The following is a 26,564-nucleotide window of genomic DNA, read 5'->3' as shown; positions in this document are numbered from 1 at the left end:
GAGAAAGGCGCTTTCCTTTCCTTAGGCAATGGGTCGTTTAGCGGAAAGGGAAGCCCGTGGCACAGAGGGTGCAGGTCATTCTTGAAGACGATCTCGACGGCGGTTCGGCGGACGAGACGGTGACGTTCGCGCTCGACGGCGTTGCCTACGAGATCGATCTGAAGAGCGCCAACGCGGACAAGCTGCGCGGTCTGCTGGCGCCGTACGTGGAGAAGGGCCGCAAGCAGAGCGGCCGGCTCGTCGGCGCCCGGCGCCCGGGCCGCGGCGCGGCTCCGCGCCCGTCCGGCAGCGCGCCGGACACCGCCAAGATCCGCGCGTGGGCCAAGGAGCAGGGCCTGGACGTCAACGACCGCGGCCGGGTGCCGAGCACCGTCCGCGAGGCCTACGACAAGGCCAACGCGGCCTGACTCCGGCCGTGCCGGTCCGCCGGAGCGGGTGCGGGGCTCCGGTGGTCGCCCGAGGCACACCTGGCACATGCGCGGGGCGCGGAGGAACCTTCTCCGCGCCCTGCGGCGCGTGCCCGTCCGGCCCGTCCGCCCGGCCCCGCGGGCACGGCGGCGGCCCCGGGCGCGGGCGCCCCTTCGGGCACCCGCCCGGGCAGCACCGGATCGGGCGGCGGAACAATCACGAGCTGTGCAACGCTGTAGGGGCGAAGCGGTAACGCCGACACCACCGGGATGGCCCACCGACCCCGACGGTCGGAGCTGACCCACCGTCACCGCCGGCCGACTTCTCGCCAGGCGAACACCGCCACCGCGGAAACTGCGCGAGAACCGCCCCGATACCGGGTATGAATGCAGGTGGACGGCGCCCGGGCGTCGTCCGGGGCAGTACGTGCGACCCGCCGGAGACCGTCCGGATCCGCCGAGGCCGGTGTTGTTCGCCGATGGCGTAGCGGTATCTGGTGCATCCGGCCCACCTGTGGGAACACCGTCTCCCAGCATCAGGTTGGGATTGGTGTCGGCTGGTCGCGCAGCATGTCGCTCCCGTACCGGGGAGTGAATCCGTGGGCCGCGCCGCTGAGCGGGACTAGCATGCGGAAGGACAGGGCGGGGACCGACCCCGAACTGCCCGACCGCTCTGAGGAGCGATAAACGATGTTCGAGAGGTTCACCGACCGCGCGCGGCGGGTTGTCGTCCTGGCTCAGGAAGAAGCCCGGATGCTCAACCACAACTACATCGGCACCGAGCACATCCTCCTGGGTCTGATCCACGAGGGTGAGGGTGTCGCCGCTAAGGCCCTGGAGAGCCTCGGGATTTCTCTTGAGGCCGTTCGCCAGCAGGTCGAGGAGATCATCGGCCAGGGCCAGCAGGCCCCGTCCGGTCACATTCCCTTCACCCCCCGGGCGAAGAAGGTCCTGGAGCTGTCGCTCCGGGAGGCCCTGCAGCTCGGCCACAACTACATCGGCACCGAGCACATCCTGCTCGGCCTGATCCGCGAGGGCGAGGGCGTCGCCGCCCAGGTCCTGGTGAAGCTCGGCGCCGACCTCAACCGGGTGCGCCAGCAGGTCATCCAGCTGCTCTCCGGCTACCAGACCGGTGGCGGCAAGGAGTCGGCCACGGCCGGCGGGCCCGCCGAGGGCACCCCGTCGACCTCGCTGGTCCTGGACCAGTTCGGCCGCAACCTCACCCAGGCCGCCCGCGAGGCCAAGCTCGACCCGGTGATCGGGCGCGAGAAGGAGATCGAGCGGGTCATGCAGGTGCTGTCCCGCCGCACCAAGAACAACCCCGTGCTGATCGGTGAGCCCGGCGTCGGCAAGACGGCCGTGGTCGAGGGCCTGGCCCAGGCGATCGTCAAGGGCGAGGTCCCGGAGACGCTCAAGGACAAGCAGCTCTACACGCTGGACCTGGGCGCCCTGGTGGCCGGCTCGCGCTACCGCGGTGACTTCGAGGAGCGCCTGAAGAAGGTGCTCAAGGAGATCCGCACCCGCGGCGACATCATCCTGTTCATCGACGAGCTGCACACCCTGGTCGGCGCGGGCGCCGCCGAGGGCGCCATCGACGCCGCCAGCATCCTCAAGCCGATGCTGGCCCGTGGCGAGCTGCAGACCATCGGTGCCACCACGCTCGACGAGTACCGCAAGCACCTGGAGAAGGACGCCGCGCTGGAGCGCCGCTTCCAGCCGATCCAGGTCGCCGAGCCGTCGCTGCCGCACACCATCGAGATCCTCAAGGGCCTGCGCGACCGCTACGAGGCCCACCACCGGGTCTCCATCACGGACGCCGCCCTGGTCGCCGCCGCCACCCTGGCCGACCGGTACATCTCGGACCGCTTCCTGCCGGACAAGGCCATCGACCTGATCGACGAGGCCGGCTCCCGGATGCGCATCCGCCGGATGACCGCGCCGCCGGACCTGCGCGAGTTCGACGAGAAGATCGCCGACGTGCGCCGCGAGAAGGAGAGCGCGATCGACGCGCAGGACTTCGAGAAGGCCGCGTCCCTGCGCGACGACGAGAAGCAGCTCCTGCAGGCCAAGGCCAAGCGCGAGAAGGAGTGGAAGGCCGGCGACATGGATGTCGTCGCGGAGGTCGACGAGGAGCTCATCGCCGAGGTCCTGGCCACCGCCACCGGCATTCCGGTCTTCAAGCTGACCGAGGAGGAGTCCTCCCGCCTGCTGCGCATGGAGGACGAGCTGCACAAGCGCGTCATCGGCCAGAAGGACGCCATCAAGGCGCTCTCCCAGGCCATCCGGCGCACGCGTGCGGGCCTCAAGGACCCGAAGCGCCCCGGCGGCTCGTTCATCTTCGCCGGCCCGTCCGGCGTCGGTAAGACCGAGCTGTCCAAGACGCTCGCCGAGTTCCTCTTCGGCGACGAGGACGCGCTCATCTCGCTCGACATGTCCGAGTTCTCGGAGAAGCACACCGTCTCCCGGCTCTTCGGCTCGCCCCCCGGCTACGTGGGCTACGAGGAGGGCGGCCAGCTGACCGAGAAGGTGCGCCGCAAGCCGTTCTCCGTCGTCCTCTTCGACGAGGTGGAGAAGGCCCACCCGGACATCTTCAACTCGCTGCTGCAGATCCTGGAGGACGGTCGCCTGACCGACTCCCAGGGCCGCGTGGTCGACTTCAAGAACACCGTCATCATCATGACGACCAACCTCGGCACCCGGGACATCTCCAAGGGCTTCAACCTGGGCTTCGCGGCCTCGGGTGACTCCACCACCGGGTACGAGCGGATGAAGGCGAAGGTCGGCGAGGAGCTCAAGCAGCACTTCCGCCCCGAGTTCCTGAACCGCGTCGACGACATCGTGGTCTTCCACCAGCTGTCCGAGGAAGACATCATCCAGATCGTCGACCTGATGATCGACAAGGTGGACGGCCGGCTGCGGGACCGCGACATGGGCCTGGAGCTCAGCATCGAGGCCAAGAAGCTGCTCGCCAAGCGCGGCTACGACCCGCTGCTCGGCGCCCGTCCGCTGCGCCGCACCATCCAGCGCGAGATCGAGGACCACCTCTCCGAGAAGATCCTCTTCGGTGAGCTGCGGGCCGGCCACATCGTGGTCGTCGGTGTCGAGGGCGAGGGCAAGGAAGCGAAGTTCACCTTCCGCGGCGAGGAGAAGTCCGCGGTCGCCGACACTCCGGCCGCCGTGGCCTCGCCCGGTCCGGACCTGACGAAGTAGTAACAGTTAACAGATAACAGCACACCGTCTGAGCCCCCGGCGTTCGCGCCGGGGGCTCAGGCCTTTTTACGTGCCGTCACGAAAGCTGTGATCCACCCCACGAACTCGCAGGCGGGAGGCCTGGTGGAGCGGCGGTCCGGGTGCGATCGAAAATGCAGGCATCTTTAATGCCAATGATGTTGACGGATCGTCAGTTGATAGTGGGTCGCGGAGCATAGCGCTGTAGCCATGTCACGGTCAAGGTCTATCTTTTCCGTCCACGCTTGGATCAAATGTCGTCCACCTGTCTTTCATTGGTTTACCGGAAGGCCAAGAGCCGGACCGGTTTGGGGAGGACGTCACAACGTTGAAGATGACCAGGAAAGCCGCCGCGGCCGCCACGGCCGGGGCGGTCATAGCCGCTCTCGGCGCGGGTCTGTTCCCGAGCGTGGCCACCGCGGCCGGCTCGGCACCCGTCCCGCACGACCCGGCCGACGCCGTTCAGTCGGTCAAGACCGACCACAACCTGCCGGGCCCGCTGACCGAGAAGGTCGAGGCCGAGCAGAAGGCCGCCACCGAGCAGCTGCTCGCCGGCACCGCGAAGGTCGAGGAGCACGGCGGCAGCACCAGCATCAAGCTGGGCAAGGACAAGTACGTCGAGCTCGCCCGTGAGCGGACGGACAAGATCTTCACCATCCTGGTCGACTTCAGCGACCAGGTGGACAACACCACGAAGACGCCGGACGGCAAGATCAAGTTTGGTGGGGACCCCGGTCCGCAGCACAACCAGATCGCGCAGCCCGACGCGGCGACCAACAACTCGACGCTCTGGCAGGCTGACTACAACCAGCAGCACTACCAGGACATGTACTTCAGCAAGACCCAGGACTCGCTGAAGACCTTCTACGAGAAGCAGTCCTCGGGCCGCTACTCCGTCGACGGCCAGGTCACCGACTGGGTGAAGGTCCCGTGGAACGAGGCCCGCTACGGCTCGGACTACTGCGGCCAGCACGTCTGCAACAACGCGCAGGACCTGATCCGCGACGGCATCAACGCCTGGGTCGCCGACCAGAAGGCCAAGGGCCAGACGGACGCTCAGATCAAGGCCACCATCGCGCAGTACGACCAGTGGGACCGGTACGACTTCGACCACGACGGCAACTTCAACGAGCCCGACGGTTACATCGACCACTTCCAGATCGTGCACGCCGGTGAGGACCAGTCGGCGGGCGGCGGCAAGCAGGGCGACAACGCGCTGTGGGCCCACCGCTCGTACGTCTACGGCACCCAGGCCGGCTCCACCGGCCCCGCCGACAACCTGCTCGGCGGCACCCCGGTCGGCTCCACCGGCGTCTGGGTCGGCGACTACACCATGCAGCCGGAGAACGGCGGCCTCGGTGTCTTCGCCCACGAGTACGGCCACGACCTCGGCCTGCCGGACCTGTACGACACCTCGGGCAGCGGGATCGACAACTCGGTCGGCTTCTGGTCGCTGATGTCCTCCGGCTCCTGGCTCGGCGAGGGCAAGAACTCGATCGGCGACATGCCGAACGACCTCGACGCCTGGAGCAAGCTCCAGCTCGGCTGGCTGAAGTACGACAAGGCCAAGGCCGGCACCGAGTCGACCCACCACATCGGCCCGGTCGAGTTCAACACCGCCCTGCCGCAGGCGCTGGTCGTCGACCTTCCGAAGAAGAAGGTCACCACCACGATCAACACCCCGTTCGCGGGTGCCAACGAGTGGTGGAGCGGCAGCGCCGACGACCTGAACGTGTCGCTGACCCGTGACGTCGACCTGACCGGCAAGACCGCCGGCGCGCTGACGGCCAAGGCCTGGTACGACATCGAGCAGGACTTCGACTACGGCTACGCCGAGGTCTCCACCGACGGCGGCGCCAACTGGAACGCCCTGGACGGCACCTTCAACGGGGTCGCGATCCCGAAGAACGCCGCCGACAAGGCCGGCCTGACCGGCAACTCGGGCAACAAGTGGGGCGACCTGTCGTTCTCGCTGAACGCCTACGCGGGCAAGGCCGTCAAGGTCCGTTTCCACTACACCACCGACGGCGGTCTGCACCTCAAGGGCCTGGCCCTGGACGACATCGCCATCACCGCCGACGGCGCCACCGTCTTCACCGACGGTGCCGAGAACGGCGACAACGGCTGGGCCGCCAAGGGCTTCTCCCGGATCACCGGCGAGTTCTCGAACGACTACGCGCAGTACTACATCGCCGAGAACCGCCAGCACATCTCGTACGACCGGACCCTGAAGACCGGCCCGTACAACTTCGGCTTCGCCAACACCAAGCCGAACTGGGTGGAGCACTACCCCTACCAGCAGGGTCTGCTGATCTGGCTGTGGGACACCTCCCAGAGTGACAACAACGTCACCAACCACCCGGGCTCCGGCCTGGTCCTCCCGATCGACTCGCACCCGACCCCGATCAAGTGGACGGACGGCACCCTGATGCGCCCGCGCATCCAGGGCTACGACTCGACCTTCGGCTCGCGCAAGGTCGACAGCCTGTCCCTGCACAAGAACGGCGTCGAGACGGTCGTCCCGAAGGCCAAGGGCATCGACGAGTTCAGCGACCTCAAGTCGTACTGGTCGAAGGACAACCCGTACAGCAGCGTCATCGTCCCGAAGACCGGCACCAGCATCGAGGTCGAGAACGAGTCCTCGAACTACCTCGAGACCTGGATCCGCGTCCGCCCGGTCGACAACTGATCGAATCGAGCAGTGACGATCAGCCTCTGACCAGGCACACCTGATTCACCCGTCCGGCCCGTCCCCGCACCTGCGGGGGCGGGCCGGACGCTTGTCCGCGGCGGTCCGCCGCGTCCCGGCCCGCCCCGGCCCGCCCCGGCCGGACACTGCCGCCGCCACCTGAGCGGACGCTCAGACCGGCCGCTTGGGCAGCAGCGCGAGGAAGGCGTCCACCGCGTCCGCGACGTCCCTCCCGGTCCACTCCAGCGCGTCCGCGGCCACCGTGACCTCCGTCATCGACAGCCCCGGCAGGCCCTGCTCGCGCCAGCCGCCGAACAGGGCCGTCCCCGACTCCTCCGCCAGCCGCAGGCCCGCGAGATCCAGCTCCTCGGGGGTGTACGGGAGCCAGAGCTGGAACTGATGGGTGTGCGGCGGGGCCGGGTGGACCCTGGCTCCCGGAACGCCCGAGAACCCCTCGGCGAGCGCCGCCGCGACGGTCTTGGCGTGCGCGACGTAGCCGTCCAGGCGCGGCAGTTCGCGGTCCAGACCGGCCAGCGCGGCCAGCGCGGCCGGCCACTGCTGGAAGAGCTGGCCCCCGTAGCGGTGCCGCCAGGCCTTGGCGGTCCGCACGAAGGAGGCCCGGCCGGCCAGCGCGGCGCCGCTGATCCCGCCGAGGGTCTTGTAGAAGGAGACGTAGACCGAGTCGGCCTGCGCGGCGATCTCCGGCAACGGACGGTCGAAGTGGACCACCGACTCCCAGAGCCGGGCACCGTCCAGGTGCAGCGCGGCGCCGTGCTCCTCCCGGACCACCGCCGCCACGGCCAGCAGGTCCGCCCAGGACGGCAGGACGAAACCGGCCTCGCGCAGCGGCAGCTCCAGGATCAGCGCGGCGTACGGCTCGTCGAAGGCCCTCAGCTCGGCCGCCGTCGGCAGGCGCGGCGCGACGGTGGGCCAGACACTGCGCAGGCCGCTGAGCTGCACCAACGCGTGCCGCTCGTGCAGCTCGGTGTGGCCGAGCGGGTGCGTGGCCACCGTCGGCAGGCCGGCGGCCTCGGCATGGATCCGCAGCGCGACCTGCTGGGCCATCGTGCCGGTGGGGAAGAACGCCGCGTCCTCGGTGCCGAGCAGCTCGGCCACGCGGTGTTCCAATGCCCGCACCACGCCGTCGCCGTACATGTCCGGCCGCCGGTCCAGGTCGTACGCGTTCTCGCCGTCCTCGGCCAGGGCGGCGAGCCGCTCGCGCAGGCTCCGCGGCCGGGTGCCGGAGAGCAGCCGCTCGCTGGCACGCAGCGCGGCGTACCGGCGCTCCTGGACGCTCGGCCCGTGGCCGCCGTCGGTCTCTTCGCTCCTGTTGGGATACATGCGTCGATGGTCCCGCAGGGAGGGCGCCGGGTCAGCGGTACGGACCGGACGTCCGCACCCGGCACCTGCCAAACCCCGGTGCCGGGTGGCACTGGTCACAAGCTCCCGCCGCGGTACGAGCGGCGGTAGTAGCGCGGTGCGGCGCACCCGGGAGGCGCGGGGGCCATGAACGGACTGTCGGATCGCATGATCGTTACTCCGTCAGCTTGAATCTCCGGCGCAACGCTGACTACACGCCGTAGTACGTCACACCTTTTGGGAGTCCGCTCGGTGACGGTTACACCTGAGTGGTCCCCCGCTCAGCACGCCCGAACGGGCTCGTTGTGCTGCCCCCGTACGTCCGTGAGGTTGAGCTACCCGATGTCTTCCGTCCCGCCCATGGGGCCGGCCCTCCGCCGCCTCGCCGCCCGCGCGGCGACCCAGGCGGCGGCCTGGCAGCCCCGGCTCGGCCAGGCCGTCCGCACCCACGCCGCCCCGCTGCGCACGCTCACCGCACCCCGCCACACCCTGCCCGGCGGCCCGCTCCGGACCGACCGCCACCGCACCGTCACCGCGATCGGCGCGAGCGCGGTGATACTGTCCGGCGCCCTGCTGGTCGCCGCCCCGGGCAGCGCCTCGGCGCAGACGGTCATACCCACCACCCCCGGCAGCTCGGCCTTCACCGCCTCGCCGGACGCGGTGCCCGCCCCCGCGCCGGTGCAGGTCGCCGGCCCGAGCTCGTACCAGCTGCCGCACGAGCACGGCTCGGCGCAGGAGTACGTCGCGGTGGCCGCCAACCTGCTGCCGCCGGAGCCGCCGGAGCCGCCGGCCGCGCCGGCACCCGCGCCGTCCGCCGACCAGGCTCCGGCGCCCGAGCCGGCCCCGGAGCCCGCGCCCGAGCCGGCCCCCGCCCCGGCCCCTGCGCCGGCCCCCGAGTGGTCCGCCCCGGTACCGGGCGCGCCGACCAGCAACCCGTACGGCGTGGCCAACCCGGAGTACGCGGCCGGCTACCACACCGGGGTGGACTTCGCGGTGAAGCCGGGCACCCCGCTGCTCGCGGTCGGCAACGCCACCGTGGTGTCGGCCGGCTGGGACGGCGCCTACGGCAAGGAGGTCGTGCTGCGGCTGGCCGACGGGCGGTACGCCCAGTACGCGCACATGTCGGCGATCTCGGTGTCGGCGGGCGACCGGGTGTCGGCCGCCGAGCAGATCGGCAAGTCCGGGAACACCGGCAACTCGACCGGTCCCCACCTGCACTTCGAGATCCGCTCCAGCAACCACTACGGCGCGGTGGTCAACCCGATCGCCTACCTCTCCGGGCACGGGGTCACCGGCTTCTGAGGCCGCGGCGAACGACGAGGGGCGGGCCGGTCGGTGACCGGCCCGCCCCTCGGGCGTCATCGGTGCTTCGGGCCCTCGCCCGAACGCGTGCCCGAGGACCGGTTCAGACCCGCGCCGGGGGGCTGATCAGGGCGCCGATCTCCAGCGCGACCCGCTGCGCCGCCGCCATCGCCTCCTCGACGGTGGCCACCGGCACCGCGTGCTCCGGGACGTGCCCGGGCTTCTGGCACTCGGAGGCGTCCTGCTTGAGCAGGAACAGTGCCGAGTTGATGGTGAGCAACGACATCGCGGCGCGCAGCCGGTCCTCGAAGGTGGCGTCCGGGCCGTGCACCAGCCGGACCATCGCGATCATGCGGTCCTTGAACTCCATCCCGGCGGGCGAGTCGCGCAACGCGGGCTGGTTCTCGTGGAAGAAGCGCAGCAGCGGGGCCCGCTCCGACATGCCCGCCGCGAACCGCCGGATCAGCTCGTCCCGCAGCGCGGGCGTCCACTCCCGCTCCCGGCCCCAGGCGATGGTCTCGTCGATCGGCGCGGCCATGCTCTGCACGATGCCGTGGACGATGTCGTCCTTGGTCTTGAAGTGGTAGTAGAGCGCGGCCTTGGTGACGCCGAGGCGGTCGGCGATCTCGCGCAGCGAGGTCTGCTCGTAACCCTGTTCGGAGAAGAGTTCCAGTGCGACCGCGACGATGCGGGCCCGGGTGTCGCTGCGGGGGCTGTGCGTCGTACCCATGGCCTGCCTCGTTGACTGCGTCGGTGACTACTGCGGCTGCGTTCGGCGGGCGCCGGTCCAACGCCTGTCCGAACCCATTCTCCCCGCCCGGTGGGTCGGCCGAGAAACTGGCTTGACGACCGACTAGTGGACAACCTACCGTGCCGACGGTCCACAAACTAGCCGGGCGACAAGTAAGTAAGCCTTCCGCAGGCCAGATCGGTCGTCCGCCTCCAGTCCGGGAGACACCACCCCATGTCACAACCCAAGGCCGATACCCCGGCACCGGAAACGAAGACGGCCGAGGAGGAGCAGCCGCGCTCCCCCCGCGAGATCCGCCTGGTCATGATCGGCCTGGTGGTCACCATGCTGCTGGCCATGCTCGACAACCTGATCGTCGGCACCGCGATGCCGACGATCGTCGGCGACCTCGGCGGCGCCGAGCACCTGTCCTGGGTGGTGACCTCGTACACCCTGGCCACCGCCGCCTCCACCCCGATCTGGGGCAAGCTCGGCGACCTCTACGGCCGCAAGGGCACCTTCCTCACCTCGATCGTGATCTTCCTGGTGGGCTCGGCCCTCTCCGGCCTCTCGCAGAACATGAACGAGCTCATCGGCTTCCGCGCCCTCCAGGGCCTGGGCGCCGGCGGTCTGATGGTCGGCGTGATGTCGATCATGGGCGCGCTGGTCCCGCCGCGTGACCGCGGCAAGTACCAGGGCATGTTCGCCGCCGTGATGGCGCTCGCCACCATCGGCGGCCCGCTGGTCGGCGGCTTCATCACCGACCACCTGAGCTGGCACTGGACCTTCTACATCAACCTGCCGCTCGGCGTGGTCGCGCTCGCCGTCGTCGTGGTCACCCTGAAGCTGCCGAAGGTCCGCAGCAAGGCCCGCATCGACTACCTCGGCGCGCTCCTGCTCACCACCGGCATCACCGCACTGACCCTGATCACCACCTGGGGCGGCCAGGAGTACGCCTGGGGCTCCAAGCAGATCCTGGGCCTGGCCGCGCTCGCCGCCACCACGCTGATCGCCTTCTGTTACGTCGAGCAGCGGGTCGAGGAGCCGATGCTCCCGCTCGACCTGTTCAAGAACCTGAACTTCACCCTGGTGTCGCTGATCGGCTTCGTCGTCGGCTTCGTGATGTTCGGCTCGACCGTCTTCCTGCCGCTCTACCAGCAGACCGTGCAGGGCGCCTCGGCCACCAACTCCGGTCTGCTGCTGATGCCGATGATGTTCGGCATGCTGGTCATCTCGCTGGTGGTCGGCCAGGCGGTGACCAAGACCGGCAAGTACCGGATCTACCCGATCATCGGCACCATCGTGATGACCGGCGGCATGCTGCTGCTGTCCACGCTCTCCACCGACACCAGCAGCTTCACCTCCGCCTGCTGGATGGTGGTGCTCGGCGCCGGCATGGGCTTCCTGATGCAGATCACCATGCTGGTCGCGCAGAACAGCGTCGAACTCAAGGACATGGGCGTGGCCAGCTCCACCGCCACGCTGTTCCGCACCATCGGCGGTTCCTTCGGCGTGGCGCTGTTCGGCGCCCTGTTCAACAACCGGGTCACCGAGACCATGAAGGAGCGGCTCGGCGACGCGGCCGCCAACGGCGGCGGCAAGGGCGACCCGAGCTCGCTGAGCCCGGCCGCGCTGCGGGCGCTGCCCGCCCCGGTCCAGGACGCGTACCACCACGCCGTGGCCAACGGCATGCACACCGTCTTCCTCTGGGGCGCCGCTGCCGCGGTGATCTCGATCGCCGCCGCGGTGTTCATGCGCGAGGTGCCGCTGCGCGGCGCCGGCTCGCCGGCGAAGAGCGACGACAAGGGCACCGAGCCCAACGTCGAGGCCGTCGCCATCTGACGCCCCGACATCCCCCCTCCCGCGTCGGGAGGGGGGATGTCGCGTCTTCGGACGCTTTCGCGCCGCCGGTCGTTTCGCGCCGCCGGCGGTTCGTGTTCCGGGCCTTGGTGTTCCGGGTCTTCGCGTCGCCGGGCACGCGTGCACGGAGGGGCCGGCGCGAGCGGCGGCCGCCCGGCGCTACTGCGGCAGCTGGTAGACGCCCTGCTCCACCGGCTCGACCAGGCCGTCGGCGACCAGGCCGTCCAGCGCCCGGGCCCGCTGCACCGCGTCCGGCCAGACCGCGTCCAGCCGCACCTGCTCGACCGCGCCGTGCGCGTCCCGCAGCACCGCGAGGAGCTTCCCGCGCACCTGCCGGTCGGTCCCCTCGTAGGACTGGCCGCGCCGGGCCGGGCCCTCGTAGGGCGGGCGGCCGGCCCGCTGCCAAGCGCAGTGGCTGAACAGCGGACAGCCGCCGCACTCCGGCCCGCGCGCCGTGCAGACCAGCGCCCCCAGCTCCATCACGCCGACCGCCCAGGTCGCCGCCGTCTCGGCGTCGTCGGGCAGCAGCGCGGCGGCCGTCCGCCGCTCGGCCGCCGTGGTGGCCTGGGCCGGGTACTCCACCCCCGTCACCGCGCGGGCGAACACCCGCCGGACGTTGGTGTCCAGCACCACGTGCCGCTGACGGAAGGCGAACGAGGCCACCGCCGCCGCCGTGTACTCCCCCACTCCGGGCAGCGAGAGCAGCGTCGCGTGGTCGTCCGGGACGACGCCGCCGTGCGTCTCGGTGATCGCCACCGCCGCCCCGTGCAGGCGCAGCGCCCGCCGGGGGTAGCCCAGCCGGCCCCACATCCGGACCGCCTCGCCGGGCGCGTCGGCCGCCAGGTCGGCCGGTGTCGGCCAGCGCTCCAGCCAGGCCTCGTAGGCCGGCAGCACCCGCTTCACCGGGGTCTGCTGAAGCATGAACTCGCTGACCATCACCGCCCAGGGCGAGGCCTGCGGGGTCCGCCAGGGGAGATCGCGCGCATGGGCGTCGTACCAGCCGAGGACGGTCGAGTGCAGCACCGGCAGCGGCAGCGGCAAAGCCGGCGGGGCAGTCGCTGCGGGCGCGGGGGCGGGGACGGCGGGGGTGACGGTGATGGCAGCCATGGCCCTTCGATCCTCCCATGTCCGCGCCGTCACCCGAAGCGGAGGAGTGAACTCCGGATTCCCTCGAAAGGCCCCCCTCGGGCCTCCCCCGAACGGCGCATATGGCGGATCATGTGAAGGAAGGGGCGAGTGTGCGGTGTTGGTGAGTCAAAGGGCACACACAGTCTCGTAGAGTTCGGGTGTGCCCTCTCTGCGTCAACCCGTGGGACCGTTGCCTGCCTCGATCTACTGGCGACGGCGCCTTGTCGTGCTCGTCGCCGTCGCCGCGGTCGTCGCCCTGCTCTTCTGGCTGATGTCCGATCAGGGCGGGGGTGGTGACGGAGCGGCGGGCAAGGCCGCGCAGGCCGCGCCGTCCCAGACCCAGCCCCCCGCCGAGGCGATCACGCCCGGCGCGTCCCCGAGCGGCCCCGCGAACAACTCGCGCCCCGGCGGCGGCGGGACGGGCGGCGCCAACCCGACCGGGGGCGCGGTCTCCGGATCCGGCGGCGGTGACGTCAGCCTCAGCACCGGCGGCACGGGCGGCGCGCCCAACCCGGCCCCCGCCACCGGCGGCTCGGCCACGGGCGGGTCCGCCGCGGGCGGCGCGAGCGGCGGCGCGGCCGGCGGCACCAGCGGCGGCGGTGGCACTCCCCCGGTGAACACCTCCGAGGTGATGGCGCTGCCCGTCTGCGCCTCCTCGCAGGTGACGCTGGAGCTGGCCAGTGCCCAGAACTCCTACCAGCCCAAGGACAAGCCGAAGCTGACGCTGACCGTCCACAACTCCTCCGGCGCCAACTGCCGGGTGGACCTGGGCCGGACGGCCTCGGCCATCACCGTGACGGCCAGCAACGGCGACCGCATCTGGTCCTCCGGCGACTGCCCGGCCGACCGCGGCGGCAACTGGGCGCAGATCCCGGCGAACGGCGGTCTGACCGAGACCTTCACCTGGGACCGCGGCCGCAGCAAGCCGCAGTGCGCCACCGCCGACCCGGCCGCCGCTCCCGCCGGCACCTACCTGGTGGTCGCCGACCTCACCGGCCTCTCCGGGGGCCAGGTCTCGGCGCGCTCCTCGATCCGTCTGGAGAGCTGAGCACCCCTCGAACGCACCGCCACCGAAGCCCCGGCGCCCGTCGCGCCGGGGCTTCGGTGCGTTTCCGGCCGCCCGGGCGGCACGCCCCGCCGCGGCGGCGTTGAGGAAGGGTGTCGGCCGGTGTCCGCGGGTGACGCCCCGATGGCGGCCGGATCCCGCGGGCCGCCCGGCGCCGCTCGTTCCGCCCGGTTCACCCCGACTCGCCCCCGCCGCCGGATGTCGCTGGTGTGGCACCGGTATGACGACCCGAAAGCCTCCTTGTCGCGTCCCTGCCAGTGGCCGAATGCTGATCCCCCGGGCCGCAGCACCGCCCGGTACCAGCTCCGCACCACCGACGAGGAGGAACCCCTCTCATGGCAGTGCAGCACATCACCCGCCGCCGCGCCGCGGCCGCCCTGACCACCGCGATCGCCACCGCCGTCCTCTGCGGCGCCGCCACCCTTCCCGCCGGCGCGGCCGAGCTCCCCGAAGGCGTCGTCCAGCAGGCCGACTCACCGACCGCCGTCCCGGGCAGCTACATCGTCACCCTCCGGGCGGACTCGGGCGTCCGCGCCGACTCCGAGCAGGGCCGGCACGTGGTGGCCCGGCACGGCGGCCGGATCCAGCAGACCTGGAACGGGGCGGTGAACGGCTACGAGGCCGCCCTGACGGCCAAGCAGGCCCGGCGGCTGGCCGCCGACCCGGCGGTCGCGGCGGTCGAGGCCAACCAGGTCCTCACCGTGGCCACGACCCAGGTGAACCCGCCCTCCTGGGGCCTGGACCGGATCGACCAGGCCGCCCTCCCGCTCGACTCCCGCTACACCTACCCCGACACCGCCGGCGCCGGGGTGACGGCCTACGTCATCGACACCGGTGTGCGGATCTCGCACACCGACTTCGGCGGCCGGGCCGCCAACGGCTACGACTTCGTCGACGGCGACGCCGTCGCCCAGGACGGCAACGGCCACGGCACGCACGTCGCGGCGACCATCGCGGGCAGCGCGTACGGGGTCGCCAAGGGCGCCAAGGTGGTCGGGGTCCGGGTGCTCGACGACAACGGCTCCGGCACCACGGCCGGCGTCATCGCGGGCGTCAACTGGGTCACCCAGAACGCGAAGAAGCCCGCCGTCGCCAACCTCAGCCTCGGCGGCTCGGCCAGCACCACCCTGGACAACGCGGTGGCCGGCTCGATCGCCTCCGGCGTCACCTACGCGATAGCCGCCGGCAACTACAACGCCCCGGCTCAGAACTACTCGCCCGCCAGGGTCGCGACCGCGATCACCGTCGGCGCGACCACCAGCACCGACGCCAGGGCCACGTACTCCAACTACGGCAGCCGGGTCGACCTCTTCGCCCCCGGCACCTCCATCACCTCGGCCTGGGGCACCAGCGACACCGCCACCAACACCATCTCCGGCACCTCGATGGCCAGTCCGCACGTGGCCGGCGCGGCGGCGGTCTACCTCTCGTACCACCCCGGGGCCGCCCCGGCGGGCGTCGCCGGCGCCCTCACCTCGGCCGCCACCAGCGGCACGCTCACCTCGATCGGCAGCGGCAGCCCCAACCTGCTGCTGCGCGTGACCCAGTAGCGGCGACGCGGCGGCGCCACGGCAGCAGCGCCGCGGCACCGGCGCCCGAGAACGGGGCGGCCCCCGGGGAATGCTCCCCGGGGGCCGCCCCCGCGTACCGGGGCACCGTCAGACGTAGCGCTCCAGGATGGACGATTCGGCAAGGCGGGACAGGCCCTCGCGCACCGAGCGCGCCCTGGTCTCGCCGACGCCCTCGACCGTCTGCAGATCGTCGATGCTGGCCGCGAGCAGCTTCTGCAGTCCGCCGAAATGCTCGACCAGCCGCTCTATCACCGTGTTGGGCAGGCGCGGGATCTTGGCCAGCAGCCGGTAGCCGCGCGGCGAGACCGCGGAGTCCAGCGACTCCGGCGTGCCCGAGTACCCGAGCGCCTTGGCGACGGTCTGCAGGTCGAGCAGCTCGGCGTGGGTCAGCGCCTCCAGGTCAGCCAGCACCTCGGTGACCGTCCGGCCCTTCTTCGCGGCCCGCTCCGGGAAGTAGTCCCGGGCGACCAGCTCGCGCTCCGGCTCCACACCCGCGATCAGCTCGTCCAGTTGGAGCGAGAGCAGCCGGCCGTCGATGCCGAGCTCCAGCACGTAGCCGGCGATCTCGGTGGCGATCAGCCGGACCATCTCCAGCCGCTGGGCGACGGCGGTGACGTCCCGGACCGTCACCAGGTCCTCGATCTCCAGGGCGGAGAGCGTGCCGGCCACCTCGTCCAGCCGGAGCTTGTACCGCTCCAGGGTGGCCAGCGCCTGGTTCGCCCGGGAGAGGACGGTGGTCGAGTCCTCCAGCACCCGGCGGGTGCCGTTGACGTACATCGCGATCAGCCGCATCGAGTGCGAGACCGCGACCACCGGGAACCCGGTCTGCCGGTTGACCCGCTCCGCGGTGCGGTGGCGGGTGCCGGTCTCGTCGGTGGGGATGGTGGAGTCCGGCATCAGGTGGACCCCGGCCCGGACGATCTTGGTGATGTCCTTGTCCAGCACCACGGCGCCGTCGAGCTTGCACAGCTCGCGCAACCGGGTCGCGGTGAACTCGACGTCCAGGACGAACCCACCGGTACAGATCGACTCGACGGTCTTGTCGAAGCCGAGCACGATCAGACCGCCGGTGTTGGCCCGCAGCACCCGCTCCAGGCCGTCACGCAGCCCCGTGCCGGGGGCGATGGCGGTGAGGGAGGCCCGCAGCAGGGCCTCCTCGCGGGAGGACTTGTCCGCCCGGTCGCTGGCTGCCACGTGACTCCTCCGGTCGACCCCGTACCGCGCGCCTCGCGCCGTGCGCCGGCCTACGGTCTGTTGCTCTGTCGCTTATTACTGCCTTATTGCCGATTAGACAGGGGAAAGTCTAACTGCGTGCGGCATTAACAGGGCTTGGGTCAGCGCAGTTCGTCCGAGTCGACCGGCTCCCACCCCTCCATGAGCTCCTCCGGGTAGGCGGCGACGGGTGCTGCGGCGGGTGCTGCGGCCGCGGCCCGGCGCGGGGTGGGCGGCGCCGACGCCGCCTCGCCGCGCGGCTTGGCGGCGGCCCGGCGGCGGCCCGGGATGGCCCGCAGCGCCTCCCCGATGTCCGCGACCTCGACCACCTTCATCCCCGCCGGCACCTTGCCCGGGTCCGGCGGGACCAGCGCGTGCGTGAACCCCAGCCGGTGCGCCTCGGCCAGCCGCCGCTGCACACCCGTCACCCGCCGCACCTCGCCCGCGAGACCGACCTCACCGATCGCCACCAGGTTGCTCGGCAGCGGGGTGTCCGAGGAGGAGCTGGCCACGGCGAGGGCGATCGCGAGGTCCGCCGACGGCTCGCTCAGCTTCACCCCGCCGACCGTCGCGGTGTAGATGTCCTGCTTGCCGAGCTTGACCCCGCCGTGCCGCTCGACCACCGCCAGGATCATCGCGATCCGGGGCGACTCCAGACCGGAGGTCGTCCGGCGCGGGGACGGGATCTGCGAATCCACCATCAGCGCCTGGACCTCCGCCACCAGCGGGCGGCGACCCTCCAGGGTGACGGTCAGGCAGGTGCCGGGGACGGGCTTGTCACGCCTGGTCAGGAAGAGGCCGGACGGATCGGCCAGGCCCACGATGCCCTCGTCGTGCAGCTCGAAACAGCCGACCTCGTCGGTGGCGCCGTACCGGTTCTTGACCCCGCGGATGATGCGCAGCCGGGCGTGTCGGTCCCCCTCGAAGCTCAGCACCACGTCCACCAGGTGCTCCAGCAGGCGGGGGCCGGCGATCTGGCCGTCCTTGGTGACGTGGCCGACCAGCAGGGTGGCCATGCCGCGGTCCTTGGACGCCCTGATCAGCGCGCCGGCCACCTCGCGGACCTGGGCCGGCCCGCCGGGTGCGCCGTCGAGCTCGGCGGAGGCGATGGTCTGCACCGAGTCCAGGATCAGCAGGCCCGGGTTCACCGCCTCGATGTGCCCGAGGACGGCTCCGAGGTCCGACTCGGCGGCGAGGTACAGGTGCTCGGAGAGCGCGTTGATCCGGTCCGCCCGCAGCCTGACCTGGCCGGCCGACTCCTCGCCGGTGACGTAGAGCGTGCGGTGCTGCGCACCCGCCGCCTTGGACGCGACGTCCAGCAGCAGGGTGGACTTGCCGACGCCGGGCTCGCCGGCCAGCAGCACCACGGCGCCGGGGACGAGGCCGCCGCCGAGCACCCGGTCCAGCTCGGGCACGCCGGTGGAGCGGGCCGTCGCCACCTGGCCGTCGATCTGGCCGATCGGGCGGGCGGGCGCGCTCACCGGCCCGGCGGCCGTCGTCCTGATCGGCACCGCGCCGTACTCCTCGACCGTGCCCCAGGCGTTGCACTCCGGGCAGCGGCCGACCCATTTGGGCAGCTGGTTGCCGCACTCGGTGCAGCGGTACGCCGGGCGCGGCTTGGCGGTGGTCTTGGTGCGGGCAGCCATGCGGTCACCGTAGCGCCTGGGTACGACACTGCGGGCGGGGCGGCGGGGCCGGCGGCGCGGGCCTGGGTGCGGGACGGACGCCGGGCGGCTGCGGGAGGGTCGCCGGGGGGACGGCGCGGGCGGGCGGTGAGGGCGGTCCTGGTCCACGAATGGGCGATGTTGTTACCCGAAAGAAGTACAACAGCAGGGAACAGCCCGGGCACGGCCCCCGGCCTCTCTACCGTCGGACGGGTGACAACGCGTACTGAAGGGCCGCGCGACCCCGTGCTCGCGGCGTACGACCGGCAGGTGGACGGCCTGTTCACCTACTGCCTCTCGGTGCTGTGCGAGCACGACGCGGCCGCCGCCGCCCTGCGCGAGGTGCGCGAGCTGGCACTGCGGCACGGGACCCGGCTCGCCGAGCCCGGACTGGTCCGGGCCTGGCTGTACTCGCTGGCCCGGTACTGCTGCCTGCGCCGCCTGGAGGACGGGGCGGGCTTCGGTCCGGGCGCTGCTGCCGGTGCCGTCGATGCGGCGGCCGGTGCGGGGGCGAGCGGTACGGAGACGGCCGGTGCGGGGGCGAGCGGTACGGAGGTGAGCGGGCTCTCGGCGGCGGAGGCCGGCCGGCGGCGGCGGGAGCTGGCCTCGCTCGCCTGGCCCGAGGCGGCCGGCACCGACCCCGAGCAGCGCGAGGCGCTGGAGCTGTCGGTGCGCCACCGGCTGAGCCCGATCGAGGTGGCGGCCGTGCTGGGCGTGCCCTTCGAGTCCTCCCGTGCGCTGCTCGCCTCGGCCGAGGCCGAGGTCGGCCGGACCAGGGCGGCGCTGCTGGTGCTCGGCGTCGGCAGTTGCCCCGAACTGGACCGGCTCGGCGGGGCCGGGGCGGAGAGCTGGCGGGACTGGGTGCTCGGCCCCGCACTGCGCCGGGAACTGGTGCAGCACGTGGCGGACTGCCCGACCTGTCGGGGTACCGCGGAGCGGGTGGCCGGCGAGGTGATGCAGGGCGCCGAGGGCCTGTCGGGGCTGCCGGTGCTGTCGGCACCCGGGACGGCCGGGGCGCTGCGGGGCGACGGGGCGACGTTCCTGCCGCGCGTGGCGGGGGAGACGGTGTGGCGGAGGTCGTCGGCGCCGGTGATCGAGCCGGGCCTGCGGTTCGACCAGGGCGGGTTCCCCCGCCACCGCGCGCCGGACAGCGGCCGGGCCCGGGCGGTGCGCCGCCGGGTGGTGACCACCGGGGTGCTGGCCGCCGTGCTGGCCGCGCCGGTGGTCGCGCTCTGGGCCGGCCACCGGGGCGGCGGTGGCACCGGGGCGGCGGCCTCGGTCTCCTCGGTCCGGGTCGAGGACGACGGGCGGGCTGCCGGGCGTCGGCCGAACGGACCGGTCGCCGGGCAGCCCGGGCAGGCGGGCGGGGTGGTGGGGGCCGTGGGGGCGGCTCCGGCGGTGGCCGGGCTGGAGCTGGCCGGGGCCGGGCCTAGGCCTGCAGAAACGTTGCTCCCTGGGATCCAGGGCCCCGCGATCCCGGTCCCCGGCCGGGGCGCGACCCCGCTCGGCAGCCCGACGCTGATCGCCGCGCCGGCCCCCGCCGCCACCACCGGTACCGGCACCGGTCCGGGTTCCGCGTCGGCGGGGTCGTCCGTTCCCGCACCGGTCGGGCTGCTGACGGTCGAGGCCGGCGACTACGGCAACCGGACCGTCCTCACCCTGACCAACTCCGGCGCCACGGAGATCCGCTGGCACGCCGAGGTGGACGCCGCCTGGCTCCGGCTCAGCCGGGACGCCGGGACGCTCGCGCCGGGCCAGCGGATCACGGTGATCGTCACCGTCGACGAGGACCTCGCTCCGAACACGCACTGGACCGCCCGGATCGCGCTGCCGCCCTCGCAGGCGGTGGTCACCCTGGAGGGCGGTCCGCAGCACCGGGGCGGCAGCACTACGGTCCCGGCCGAGCCGAGCGCCACCCCGACCGCCCCGGGTCCCGCGCCCACCGGCGGTACGCCGTCCGCCCCGCCGACCGGGCCCGGGCCCACGGCCTCGCCGTCCTCCCCGAGCGCCACGGCCTCGCCGTCCTCCCCGAGCGCCACGGCCTCGCCGACCGCCACGCCGACGGCCGCACCGACCGCGGCCCCGTCGGCGACACCCACCGGGACGCCCACGGGGGCACCGACCGGGACGCCCAGCGGAACGGCGTCGACGGGTGCGCCCGCCTCACCGGCCCCGACGGGCGGTGCGTCCGCCCCCGCCTCGGCGCGCTGAACCGGAGCGGCGGTGGCGGGCGGGTCGGCCGCCACCGGGGCGGCCGACCGCCGCACGGCCGTCGCCGGGCCTCAGCCGGTCAGGCCGGCGATGGCGTCACCGATGTACTTCGCGCCGAGGACGACCAGGACGACCATCATGATCGCCGCGTTGTGCGTGGCCATCCACGCCTTCCACTCGCCCAGCACCCGGGCCGACCGGTCGCCGCCGAACAGGTAGACCACCAACGGCACCACGGTGCAGAGCGAGCCGATCAGCACCATCAGGACGGCCGCGACCGCCTTGCCCCCGCCGGAGGCCGTACTGGTCGCGATCGAGACCGCGCCGCCCACCGCCAGCACCAGGTTCTTCGGGTTGGCCGCCACCAGGGCGGCCGCCAACCCGGCCGCCCTGCCCGGAGTGAAGCGGTCGATCGCCTGCATCCACTTCGGCGGCCCGTGCACATGGCCCTCGCGCGGGCGGCCCCTCCACTGCTTGAACCCCAGCAGCAGGAACAGCAGGCCCAGCGCCAGCTTCAGCCACCACGCCCAGGTCGGCTTCGAGGTGTCGGTGCTCAGCCCCGACCCGACCAGCACCACCACGGTGACCACCGCCGCCAGCGCCACCACCCAGCCGGCGGTGAACGCCAGGCCGTTGCTCCTGCCCTTCGGGGTGGCCAGCATCAGGATCACCGCGATCAGCGGCATCGGGCTGATCGCGATGCCCACGGCCGAGGCCAGCATCTGGCCGACGGCGTCACCCATCCCCGCCTCCTCCCTGTCACCGGTGTGCGAACGGCGTGCTCAGCTCCGCCGGATCGGCGGCACCCGGTAGGTGCCGTCGAGTGCGGCCGGCTTCGGCTGGTAGAGCCGGATGATCGGCCGGAACTCCCCCTCCGGGGTCGGCAGCCAGTTCGCCGCCTCCGCCGGGTCGGCCGGAGGGTGGCGCTGCAGTCGGAGCGTCAGCGAACCGTCCTCGTCGTGGACCAGACCGGGGGTGCGGTCGCCGATCGAGTAGCGCGCGATCGGGTTCGCGACCAGGTAGTAGTCCGGCAGGCCGTACATGGTGACGGACCAGAAGGCATCCACCGGCGGCGGCTGGTCCAGGCGCAGGGTGTACGCGTGGGCACCGCTGAGCGGCCGGCCGTCGGCGTCGTCGTAGGTCATCGCGTACGTCGCCTCGTACGCGTGGTTGCCCCAGAGGCCGGCCCGGGCGGCGGCGGCGCGGCTGAGGTAGGCGGCACGGCGGTCGGGGATGCGCCACTCGGGGTCGTCGATGGTGCCGGGGCCGAGGAAGTCGACGTTGTAGTCGAACAGGTGCAGTCCCGTGCGCCACTCGCCGGCCGGGTGGTCCTCCGGCGGCCGGGTGGCGGCCTCGACCCGCTCCCGGCCCGCCGCCAGGCCCTTGAGCAGGGCGAGGGTCCAGTCGGGCGCGGCGGCGCGGTAGGGCGAGGGCCCGGTGTCGAGCAGGCCGAGCGGGGCGAAGCGCTGCTGGTACTCGATGTCGGGCCCGGCGGGCGGGAAGGCCGCCATCCAGATCCTGAGCCGTTCGAAGAAGGCCAGCCGCTCGGGCACCTCGGGGTCCGGCGCCGGCAGTCCGGCGGCCAGGCCGCCCGGCTCCAGCGGTTCGAGCGTCAGCCCCTCCTGGAGGGCCCGGACCCGCGGCAGGTCGTCCGGGCCGGTGCAGGCGAAGCGGCCCACGACGGTGGCCACGGTGGTCGGCGAGACGATCACCCGCTCCGGATCCGGCGGGGTCCCGTGCCAGCCGGGAGGGACGACCAGCCAGGTCTGCGCACCGGTGCCGGTGGCCCGTCGGCCGAGGTAGGCGAAGTTGTCGGTCCACGCGCCGACGAACTGCAGCACGTAGTAGGCCCCGGCGGTGTCCGGCACCCGCACCACCTGCGGGCCTTCGGAGAGGTCGAGCTGGGCGATCGAGTAGACGGTGTCGTTGTTGACGGAGACGAAGGGGTCGTCCGGGCCGGCCAGCCGGGTGGCGTGGCTGAAGTCGTTGAACGGTGCCGCCGGCAGGGTCCCCATGCCGCCCTCGGTGAAGCGCTCGACCATGGTGAGGTCGGAGACCAGCGGGTAGCCGTAGACGTAGGCGTCGGCGGCCAGGGCCTCCAGCTCGGGCTGGGTCATCGGCAGTCCTTCTCGGGTCCGGGTGGGGGCGGGTGGGGGCGGCACGGCGGTGGCGCGGCGTCGGGTCGGCGCGACCGCGGGTCAGCGCGGCGTCAGCGGCGGCAGCGTCCAACGGCCGTCGAGGACCCGCTCGTCCGGGCCGTAGAGCCGGACGACCACCGTGAACGGGCCGTCGGGCGCTGGCAGCCAGTTGGCCGAGTGCTGGGCGTCGGCCGGCCGCTTGTGCTGGACGTACAGGGTCAGGCCGCCGTCCGGGTCGCGGACCAGCCCGGGGGTGCGGTCGCCGATCGAGTAGCGGTCCAGGGGGTTGTCGACCAGCAGACGGTCCGGGAGCGCGTACATGGTGGCCGACCAGAAGAACCGCGCGGGCGGGAGCCGGTCCGGGCCGAAGCGCAGGACGTAGTCGTGCTCGCCGGCGTTCAGCGGGCTCCCGCCGTCGCTGTCGGCGGCCCAGCCGCCGTACCAGGCCTCCTCGGCGGGCAGCCCGTACAGACCCTTCAGGGCGGCGACGGCCCGCGTGAGGTAGTTCGTGCCGAGCTGCTCGCGCGTGCCGAAGAGGCCGGTCGACCCGACGGTCCGTTCGGCCGCCCGGGCGAGTTCGGCCCGGGCGTCGGCGATGCCGCGCTCGATCTCGGCGCGGACCTCCAACGGCAGCGCGGCGGGCTCGAACTCGCCCCGGCCGTCGATGCCCAGATCGGTGAGCCGGCCGCGCAGGTCGGCCTCGGCGGGCAGCACCGGGAAGAAGCCGAGCAGGAAGTCGAGGAAGCTGAAGAACTCGACGGTGCCCAGCACCTCCTCCCGCCAGACCGGCCAGACGGGGTTGGGCGCGGGCTGCGGTGCCGCGGTGCCCGTGTACTCGTGCAACGGGCGCAGCCGGTACTGCCCCTGGATGCCCTTCAGCTCCTCGACCGCCTCGGGCGACGTACCACCGAGGTAGGTGCGCCCGAGGATGCCGATCAGCTCGGTGGCGGTGCGGATCACGCCGGCCGTGCCGTCGGGCACCGTGCCCCGCCAGCCGGGGCCCGCCACCAGGTAGTCGCCGGGCTCCTGGCCGGTGGTGCGGGCACCGATGAACCCGGCGTACGGCGTGTCGAGCTCGTGCAGCGGGAGGACGTAGTAGCGGTCCTCGGCGGGCACCGAGACCACCCACGGCTCGGCCCGCAGGTCGAGCCAGGCCCAGGAGTACGGGGTGTCGTTGTTGGGCGTGACGACGTCGGTGTTGGCCGGGGTGAAGGGCTGCGGATAGTGCCGGAAGACGCCGAAGCCGCCGACGTGGCGCGGGTCCGCGTCGTCGACCGCATGCGGGTAGAGCGTCCGGTAGTTCTCCAGCAGTGGGAACCCCCAGATCCACGCCTCGGCGGCGGTCGCGCGGACGGTGGTCGGATCCACGAGTGCCGGGTTGCCCATGCTGACGATCTCCCCTGGCTCGGCACATGCCTCTTTTGCGGACGAATAGGTACAAACGGATCCTAGGGGCCACCCAGTCGATCAGCATGTCGGCGACGGCGCCGGGGTGCCGGGCGGCTGCGCCGGGGTGCGTCCGGGGGGCGGCGGTCCGGAGAGGGCGTCCGCCCACCGCGAACGGGGGTCTGGAGAGCGTCCGACCAGGACAGGCTGTCGCCATGAAGATCCTCTTGCTCGGCGGTTCGTCCTTCCTGGGGCGGGCCTTCGCTTCGGAGGCCCTCGCCCGCGGCCACGAAGTGACCACCTTCAACCGCGGCCGCTCCGGCACCGACCTGCCCGGCGTCGAGGCCGTCCGGGGCGAGCGCGACTCGGCCGACGACCTGACCCGACTGGTCGAGGGGCGGCGGTGGGACGCCGTCGTGGACACCTCGGCGCAGCAGCCCGCCCAGGCCGTCCGCTCCGCCCGGCTGCTGCGCGAGCACGCCGACCACTACACCTTCGTCTCCTCCGTGCACGCCTTCGCCGACTGGCCGGCCCTGCCGGTGGACGAGACCGCCCCCCTGCACCCCTGCCCCGCCGACACCCCGCCCGACCAGCCGCCCGGCAACCCCCTCAAGGCCGGCTGCGAACGCGCGGTGCTGGAGGAGTTCGGCGCCGACCGCACCCTGATCCTCAACAGCGGCCTGCTCATCGGCCCCCACGAGAACGGGGGCCGCCTGCCGTGGTGGCTGGAGCGGATGGCTCGCGGCGGCCAGGTCCTGGCGCCGGGCGACCCGACCCGGGCGATGCAGGTCATCGACGTCCGCGACTTCGCGGCGTTCGGCGTGGACGCGCTGCTGGCGGGCCGCACCGGGCGCTTCATCACCACCGCCCCGGCCGGGAACGTCACCTTCGGGGAGTTCCTGACGACCTGCGTGGAGGTCGTCGGCGAGACCGCCGACGAGGACGGCGGCGCCCGCCCGCCCGCCGAACTCGTCTGGGTCGAGGACGGCCCGCTGCTCGCCGAGGGCCCGGACAGCGTCCAGCCGTGGAGTGAACTCCCGCTCTGGGCGCCCGACGCACCGGAACTGGCGGGCGTCTGGCTCGCCGACACCACCCGGGCGCAGGCTGCCGGTCTGCGCTGCCGGCCGTTCGCCGAGACCGCGCGCGACACCTGGGCCTGGCTCCGGCAACGGGGCTCGGCCGAGGACACCGACGCCGACGGCCTCAAGGGCCGCAAGGGCGCAGCCCAGAAGACCGGCATCGTCCCGGCCAAGGAGCAACGCCTGCTCGCCGCCCTCGCATAGCGCCGTGCCGTGGCATGGCGTGGCGTCCGCGCGGCACGCGTGCCGACGACCGGGACCGGTGCTGGACTCTGCACAGGACGGCAGCGCGCAGGGGTGGGAGGTCGACCGGTGCGACCTCCCGCCCCTGCGCGTCGGCACGGCGACGGCCACCGCCCTCCCGAGACGGCGGACCGACAGCGCAGTGGGCGGGCCCGATCAGTACATGAGCCCGGTCAGTAGGCGGGCCCGGTCAGTGGGTGCGCCGGGTGACCAGCTCGGCAAGGGCGAGCAGTTCGTCGGCCGCGGACGGCTCGGGCACCGCCGTCGCCAGCTGGGCGAGCGCGGCGGCCATCCGCTCGCACGACTCCCCCTGTGCCCAGCCGCGCCCGCCCGCACCCTCCACGGCGGCCGCGCAACGGCTCAACTCCTCCGGGGTGAGCGGGCGTTCGAGCGCATACAGCTCGGCCAGCACCCGCCCGTCCGGCGTTCCGGAGCCGAGCGCCGCCACCACCGGAAGGGACTTCTTGCGCGCCACCAGATCCGCGCCGACCGGCTTGCCGGTGACGGCGGGATCACCCCAGATCCCGATCAGGTCGTCGATGAGCTGGAACGCCAGGCCGATCTCCCGACCGAAGCCGTCCATCGCCTGCGCCGCCTCCTCCGAGGCACCCGCGTACTGCGCCCCCATCGCACAGGCGGCGCCGAGCAGGGCACCCGTCTTCGCCTCCGCCATCGCCAGGCACTCGGCGAGCGAAACGTCACTGCGCTGCTCGAAGGCGCAGTCGATCTGCTGGCCCTCGCAAAGTTCGACGACGCAGTCGGTGAGCCTGCGGATCGCGCCCTGCGCGGCCGGGTGGGCGTCCTCCGCGAGGAGGCGCAGCGCCAGCGAGTGCAGGGCGTCGCCCGCCAGGATGGCCTCGGTGGTGCCGAACACCCTCCAGGCGGTGGGGCGGTGGCGCCTGGTCTCGTCGCGGTCGATGACGTCGTCGTGGAGCAGGGTGAAGTTGTGGACGAGTTCGACGGCCGCCGCCGCGGCGGTGGCCGTGGCCGTGGTGCCGCCGAGCGCCTGGGTGGCGGCCAGGACCATGGCCGGCCTGATCGCCTTGCCGGAGGGCGCGGCGGCCGGTGAGCCGTCGGCCTCCCACCAGCCGAAGTGGTAGCCGGCCACCTTGCGCATCGAGCCGGGCAGCGAGTCGACGGCGACGCGCATGACCGGATCGACCAGGCTGCGGGTGCGGGCGAGCACGTCCTCCGCCTCGTGGCCCTCCCGGTGCTCCCGCTCCAACGTGAAACTTCCCATGGGTTCCTCCCCCTGATGGTGGGCGCCGCCCGGCCGGGGGCGTGGGCGTGA

At 72.7% G+C, this 26,564-nt stretch carries 18 protein-coding genes; 9 read left to right on the top strand and 9 right to left on the bottom strand.

Annotated elements, in window-relative coordinates; translation table 11 throughout:
- Positions 1-56: 56 nt before the first annotated feature.
- From ACFVYI_RS23155 to ACFVYI_RS23145, 3 genes are all read left to right on the top strand, one after another.
- Entirely contained in the window at positions 57-407 is a 351-nt protein-coding gene (locus ACFVYI_RS23155; protein ID WP_387888616.1) for an Lsr2 family protein, read from the top strand.
- A gap of 690 nt (positions 408-1,097) precedes the next feature.
- The gene (locus tag ACFVYI_RS23150) at positions 1,098-3,617 is read left to right on the top strand and encodes an ATP-dependent Clp protease ATP-binding subunit (protein WP_387888613.1); all 2,520 of its coding nucleotides are present in this window, start codon (positions 1,098-1,100) and stop codon (positions 3,615-3,617) included.
- A gap of 352 nt (positions 3,618-3,969) precedes the next feature.
- Positions 3,970-6,324 (top strand): immune inhibitor A domain-containing protein, encoded by a 2,355-nt coding sequence (locus ACFVYI_RS23145; protein WP_387888611.1) that lies wholly within the window; start codon positions 3,970-3,972, stop codon positions 6,322-6,324.
- Positions 6,325-6,495: 171 nt separating this feature from the next.
- On the opposite strand, the gene ACFVYI_RS23140 is transcribed toward ACFVYI_RS23145, so the two are convergent.
- Complete coding sequence (locus tag ACFVYI_RS23140; protein WP_387888608.1) at positions 6,496-7,665, bottom strand: threonine aldolase family protein; 1,170 nt, start codon at positions 7,663-7,665, stop codon at positions 6,496-6,498.
- 378 nt (positions 7,666-8,043) lie between these two features.
- Here ACFVYI_RS23140 and ACFVYI_RS23135 point away from each other — a divergent pair, with 378 nt between their 5' ends.
- On the top strand, positions 8,044-8,985 hold the full coding sequence (locus ACFVYI_RS23135) for a M23 family metallopeptidase (RefSeq protein ID WP_387888605.1): 942 nt from the start codon (positions 8,044-8,046) through the stop codon (positions 8,983-8,985).
- 103 nt (positions 8,986-9,088) lie between these two features.
- On the opposite strand, the gene ACFVYI_RS23130 is transcribed toward ACFVYI_RS23135, so the two are convergent.
- Positions 9,089-9,715, bottom strand: coding sequence for a TetR/AcrR family transcriptional regulator (locus ACFVYI_RS23130; protein ID WP_387888604.1), 627 nt, complete (start codon positions 9,713-9,715; stop codon positions 9,089-9,091).
- Positions 9,716-9,949: 234 nt separating this feature from the next.
- Here ACFVYI_RS23130 and ACFVYI_RS23125 point away from each other — a divergent pair, with 234 nt between their 5' ends.
- Positions 9,950-11,557, top strand: a complete 1,608-nt coding sequence (locus ACFVYI_RS23125) for an MDR family MFS transporter (protein ID WP_387888601.1) — start codon at positions 9,950-9,952, stop codon at positions 11,555-11,557.
- Between the two features lie 177 nt (positions 11,558-11,734).
- Here ACFVYI_RS23125 and ACFVYI_RS23120 read toward each other — a convergent pair whose 3' ends face one another.
- Positions 11,735-12,682 carry an A/G-specific adenine glycosylase gene (locus ACFVYI_RS23120; protein WP_387888599.1) on the bottom strand — a complete coding sequence of 316 codons (948 nt, stop codon included), beginning with the start codon at positions 12,680-12,682 and terminating at the stop codon, positions 11,735-11,737.
- Positions 12,683-12,884: 202 nt separating this feature from the next.
- Here ACFVYI_RS23120 and ACFVYI_RS23115 point away from each other — a divergent pair, with 202 nt between their 5' ends.
- Together ACFVYI_RS23115 and ACFVYI_RS23110 are read left to right on the top strand one after the other, a co-directional pair.
- Positions 12,885-13,751 carry a hypothetical protein gene (locus ACFVYI_RS23115; RefSeq protein ID WP_387888597.1) on the top strand — a complete coding sequence of 289 codons (867 nt, stop codon included), beginning with the start codon at positions 12,885-12,887 and terminating at the stop codon, positions 13,749-13,751.
- Positions 13,752-14,104: 353 nt separating this feature from the next.
- A complete protein-coding gene (locus tag ACFVYI_RS23110; RefSeq protein ID WP_387888596.1) occupies positions 14,105-15,319 on the top strand; it encodes a S8 family serine peptidase in 1,215 nt (404 codons plus the stop codon).
- A 108-nt stretch (positions 15,320-15,427) separates the two neighbouring features.
- On the opposite strand, the gene disA is transcribed toward ACFVYI_RS23110, so the two are convergent.
- Together disA and radA are read right to left on the bottom strand one after the other, a co-directional pair.
- The gene (gene disA, locus ACFVYI_RS23105; protein WP_238863804.1) at positions 15,428-16,486 is read right to left on the bottom strand and encodes a DNA integrity scanning diadenylate cyclase DisA; all 1,059 of its coding nucleotides are present in this window, start codon (positions 16,484-16,486) and stop codon (positions 15,428-15,430) included.
- A 188-nt stretch (positions 16,487-16,674) separates the two neighbouring features.
- Positions 16,675-18,198, bottom strand: a complete 1,524-nt coding sequence (gene radA / locus ACFVYI_RS23100) for a DNA repair protein RadA (protein WP_387888593.1) — start codon at positions 18,196-18,198, stop codon at positions 16,675-16,677.
- Between the two features lie 231 nt (positions 18,199-18,429).
- Between radA and ACFVYI_RS23095 the strand changes: the two genes are divergently transcribed.
- Positions 18,430-20,427, top strand: a complete 1,998-nt coding sequence (locus tag ACFVYI_RS23095; protein ID WP_387888591.1) for a sigma-70 family RNA polymerase sigma factor — start codon at positions 18,430-18,432, stop codon at positions 20,425-20,427.
- Positions 20,428-20,498: 71 nt separating this feature from the next.
- Here the strand turns inward: ACFVYI_RS23095 and ACFVYI_RS23090 are convergent, their stop codons facing one another.
- From ACFVYI_RS23090 to ACFVYI_RS23080, 3 genes are all read right to left on the bottom strand, one after another.
- Positions 20,499-21,170: a GAP family protein gene (locus ACFVYI_RS23090; protein ID WP_387888588.1), complete on the bottom strand. Its 672-nt coding sequence runs from the start codon at positions 21,168-21,170 to the stop codon at positions 20,499-20,501.
- Positions 21,171-21,209: 39 nt separating this feature from the next.
- Positions 21,210-22,544 carry a DUF1254 domain-containing protein gene (locus ACFVYI_RS23085; RefSeq protein ID WP_387888586.1) on the bottom strand — a complete coding sequence of 445 codons (1,335 nt, stop codon included), beginning with the start codon at positions 22,542-22,544 and terminating at the stop codon, positions 21,210-21,212.
- 81 nt (positions 22,545-22,625) lie between these two features.
- The gene (locus ACFVYI_RS23080; RefSeq protein WP_387888585.1) at positions 22,626-23,951 is read right to left on the bottom strand and encodes a DUF1254 domain-containing protein; all 1,326 of its coding nucleotides are present in this window, start codon (positions 23,949-23,951) and stop codon (positions 22,626-22,628) included.
- Between the two features lie 215 nt (positions 23,952-24,166).
- Here ACFVYI_RS23080 and ACFVYI_RS23075 point away from each other — a divergent pair, with 215 nt between their 5' ends.
- Entirely contained in the window at positions 24,167-25,234 is a 1,068-nt protein-coding gene (locus ACFVYI_RS23075; RefSeq protein ID WP_387888583.1) for an NAD-dependent epimerase/dehydratase family protein, read from the top strand.
- A gap of 229 nt (positions 25,235-25,463) precedes the next feature.
- On the opposite strand, the gene ACFVYI_RS23070 is transcribed toward ACFVYI_RS23075, so the two are convergent.
- A complete protein-coding gene (locus ACFVYI_RS23070; protein ID WP_387888580.1) occupies positions 25,464-26,513 on the bottom strand; it encodes a family 2 encapsulin nanocompartment cargo protein polyprenyl transferase in 1,050 nt (349 codons plus the stop codon).
- Positions 26,514-26,564 lie beyond the last annotated feature (51 nt).

The organism is Kitasatospora sp. NPDC058218 (assembly GCF_042882445.1).
Lineage (GTDB): Bacteria > Actinomycetota > Actinomycetes > Streptomycetales > Streptomycetaceae > Kitasatospora.
The sequence above is the reverse complement of the archived record's forward strand: the minus strand, read 5'-3'. Positions and strand labels throughout refer to the sequence as shown.